General features: G+C 36.5%; 5 protein-coding genes. 3 read left to right on the top strand and 2 right to left on the bottom strand.

Annotated elements, in window-relative coordinates:
* Positions 1 to 80: 80 nt before the first annotated feature.
* Positions 81 to 359 carry a hypothetical protein gene (locus tag HMPREF2837_RS07035; RefSeq protein ID WP_049549534.1) on the bottom strand — a complete coding sequence of 93 codons (279 nt, stop codon included), beginning with the start codon at positions 357 to 359 and terminating at the stop codon, positions 81 to 83.
* A gap of 169 nt (positions 360 to 528) precedes the next feature.
* Entirely contained in the window at positions 529 to 933 is a 405-nt protein-coding gene (locus tag HMPREF2837_RS07030) for a hypothetical protein (protein ID WP_049549535.1), read from the bottom strand.
* Between the two features lie 201 nt (positions 934 to 1,134).
* On the opposite strand from HMPREF2837_RS07030, the gene coaA reads away from it, so the two are divergent.
* The 3 genes from coaA (at position 1,135) to HMPREF2837_RS07015 (ending at position 2,933) form a co-directional block, all read left to right on the top strand.
* Positions 1,135 to 2,055: a type I pantothenate kinase gene (gene coaA / locus HMPREF2837_RS07025; RefSeq protein WP_049549536.1), complete on the top strand. Its 921-nt coding sequence runs from the start codon at positions 1,135 to 1,137 to the stop codon at positions 2,053 to 2,055.
* 52 nt (positions 2,056 to 2,107) lie between these two features.
* On the top strand, positions 2,108 to 2,356 hold the full coding sequence (rpsT, locus tag HMPREF2837_RS07020) for a 30S ribosomal protein S20 (protein WP_029689628.1): 249 nt from the start codon (positions 2,108 to 2,110) through the stop codon (positions 2,354 to 2,356).
* Between the two features lie 64 nt (positions 2,357 to 2,420).
* Entirely contained in the window at positions 2,421 to 2,933 is a 513-nt protein-coding gene (locus tag HMPREF2837_RS07015) for a DNA topology modulation protein (RefSeq protein ID WP_049549537.1), read from the top strand.
* The last annotated feature ends 161 nt before the right edge of the window (positions 2,934 to 3,094 follow it).

Raw genomic sequence — 3,094 nt, 5'->3', positions numbered from 1 at the left:
CTAGCGGTGGAACTTAGTTTGGGAATTTAGCCTTAAATCATGTTGTATTTCCACAAAAATAATATAAGTTCTGATTAGGATTAGGGCCCTAGTAAAAAGCTCCCTACTGCCATGGTAATCGGAAAAGCAAAGATACAAGCTAAACCCAAAAAGAAGAGCCACCACTTTCTTTCAAAGAATGCTAGCACAAGGTAGCCAAGACCTACGAGGGGCAATAAAATAAAAAGAACAAAAGTGGTCCAGTTATAGGAGTGAAGTCCGATAGAAAAGGAAAAATTAATCCAGTTTGGTGATAACCATAAAACAACTACAAACAGACTGATCAAAACCAAGATCTTATCTCTTAATCTCGTTTTCATCTTAGCACCTCCTTTATAGGTTTTCCCCCTTATATTTTAACAAAGAAAGCGCTGTTCTTCAATCTCAATCAATTATTGGAAACGAATGACAAGTCATTGGGAGCTACAAGGTATCACAGTCAGGATAAAACAACAAATTTATTGTCTATAATCAGACGCATTTTGATTACTATTGCTTTACCTTCAAATACTTAATTATCAACAGTATTCCCAATAAGATGTTTAGATAAAAGCCCAACTGATAAGTTTGTGTTAGGATTTCCAAACTTGTCCACAGTCGTATCAAATCTTCTATTGACATGCGGAATAAATAACCCTCTGTAGCAATCCACAAAATCAAAAATAGATAACTACTAGCAGCAAGCCATTTCGTCCACCGTTTTTTTAGTAAGAAAGCAATTAAGAGCGAACAGATAAAGACAGCTGTTACAATAGCATGTTCCATCAAAAAAGTAAAACCGTAATAAATTTCCACAAAACGTCTACCATTATCTGCATTGGCTCCTTTTATAAAAGGTAAAGCAAAACTTAAAATAAAACAGAGTTCCAATATGTAACTTTTTAAGATTTTCATAGTACACCTCCTATAAGTTGTGAACTAAAAAGCCCCCTTTATTAGCTGATAAAATCAGGAGAAACCGGCTCCTACTTCATCAATAATTTGTTCATCCTCTATCTACTTATAGTATATACTACTGACTTACCACATTCAAGAAACCGCTTCATTTTTTTAGCTTTTTATGGTATGATAGACAAAATATCTAGAGGAAAACAAATGACCAACGAATTTTTACATTTTGAAAAGATAAACCGCGAAACTTGGCAATCCCTGCATCGCAAAACAACTCCTCCCTTGACCGAGGAAGAATTAGATTCCATTAAGAGTTTCAATGACCAGATTAGCCTACAAGATGTTACTGATATCTATCTGCCACTATCACATCTGATTCAGATTTACAAACGTTCCAAAGAAGACCTTGCCTTTTCAAAAGGCATTTTCCTTCAAAGAGAGAGCAAAGAACAACCTTTCATTATCGGAGTTTCAGGAAGTGTCGCTGTCGGTAAATCAACTACTAGTCGTCTCTTGCAAATTTTGCTTTCTCGTATCGTTCCTGGAGCAAGTGTTGAACTGGTTACTACGGATGGTTTTTTATACCCAAACAGTGTCTTAATTGAGCAAGATATTCTCAATCGCAAGGGTTTTCCTGAGAGCTACGACATGGAAGCTTTGCTCAATTTCCTGGACCAACTTAAAAATGGGCAGGATGTTGATATCCCTGTTTATTCCCATGAAATCTATGATATTGTCCCAGGTCAAAAACAACGAGTAGAAGCCGCTGATTTTGTCATTGTTGAGGGAATCAATGTGTTCCAAAATCCCCATAATGACCGTCTCTATATTACTGATTTCTTTGACTTTTCAATCTATGTCGACGCCGCTGTCGAGGATATTGAAAGCTGGTATTTGGATCGTTTCTTAAAACTTCTTAGCTTTGCCCAGGATGATCCAGGCAACTATTACTACCGTTTCACTCAACTTCCTCTTAGTGAAGTCAAGGATTTTGCCCACCAAGTTTGGACCAGTATCAACCTAACCAATCTCCAGAATTACATTGAACCAACACGAAATCGTGCCGAGGTCATTCTCCATAAATCTAAAAATCACGAAATTGATGAAATTTACTTAAAAAAATAATTTTCCCTTGTCAAAACGTAAGTTTTCAGATATAATGGTATAGTTAGTAAAAATGGAGGTAAGAACATTGGCAAACATTAAATCAGCTATCAAACGCGCTGAATTGAACGTTAAACAAAACGAAAAGAACTCAGCTCAAAAATCAGCTATGCGTACTGCTATCAAAGCTTTTGAAGCAAACCCATCTGAAGAACTTTACCGTGCTGCCAGCTCAGCTATCGATAAAGCAGAAACTAAAGGTTTGATCCACAAAAACAAAGCTAGCCGTGATAAAGCACGTCTTGCAGCTAAACTTGGTTAATTATTAACTGCATACAAAATGAGCTCTTCGGAGCTTTTTTTGTGCACGTTTTCTGGAGGTTATTATGAAAATAGCTATCATTGGATATTCTGGATCAGGAAAATCAACTCTGGCAGAAAAACTAGCTAGGCACTACTCTATCCCAAAACTTCATATGGATACTCTCCAATTTCAGCCAGGTTGGCAGGACAGTGACCGTGACTGGATGCATAACGAAATGAAAACTTTTCTAGTCAAAAACGAAAACTGGGTCATTGATGGCAACTACTCTTGGTGTTATTATGAGGAAAGAATGGAGCAAGCTGACCAGATCATCTTTTTAAACTTCTCTGCTTGGAATTGTTTGCTAAGAGCCTTTAAGCGCTATTTAAAATATAGAGGGAAGGTGAGAGAAAGTATGGCTAAGGGATGCCCCGAGCAATTCAACTGGGAATTTATTCGTTGGATTCTCTGGGATGGTCGAACAAAAAATGCTAAGGATAGATACCAATACTTAAACAATACTTACCCAGAAAAGATGCATATTCTCCATTCTCAAGCAGAGATTGATTGTTTTTTGCGATCTTTAAAAAAGTAAACAATATAGTAGCATTTCATTAAAATCAGCATGTACTGATTGACTAAAAAAGGAAGTTTTTCATCCAGAAAGTCTTCCTTTTTTCCTTTTATTCAACAATTAAAAATAACTCGAGCAATTTATAGTTAATTGAAACAAGAGCAGGACAAAAGAGCCTCGAA

Origin of the sequence: Streptococcus sp. HMSC071D03 (assembly GCF_001812125.1) — a bacterium.
Lineage (GTDB): Bacteria > Bacillota > Bacilli > Lactobacillales > Streptococcaceae > Streptococcus > Streptococcus pseudopneumoniae_N.
The sequence above is the reverse complement of the archived record's forward strand: the minus strand, read 5'-3'. Positions and strand labels throughout refer to the sequence as shown.

Excerpts from the sequence above, each read along its gene's own strand:
- coaA (WP_049549536.1), top strand. The coding sequence starts at position 1,135 with ATGACCAACGAATTTTTACATTTTGAAAAGATAAACCGCGAAACTTGG.
- HMPREF2837_RS07015 (WP_049549537.1), top strand. The coding sequence starts at position 2,421 with ATGAAAATAGCTATCATTGGATATTCTGGATCAGGAAAATCAACTCTG.
- rpsT (WP_029689628.1), top strand. The coding sequence starts at position 2,108 with ATGGAGGTAAGAACATTGGCAAACATTAAATCAGCTATCAAACGCGCT.
- HMPREF2837_RS07030 (WP_049549535.1), bottom strand. The coding sequence starts at position 933 with ATGAAAATCTTAAAAAGTTACATATTGGAACTCTGTTTTATTTTAAGT.
- HMPREF2837_RS07035 (WP_049549534.1), bottom strand. The coding sequence starts at position 359 with ATGAAAACGAGATTAAGAGATAAGATCTTGGTTTTGATCAGTCTGTTT.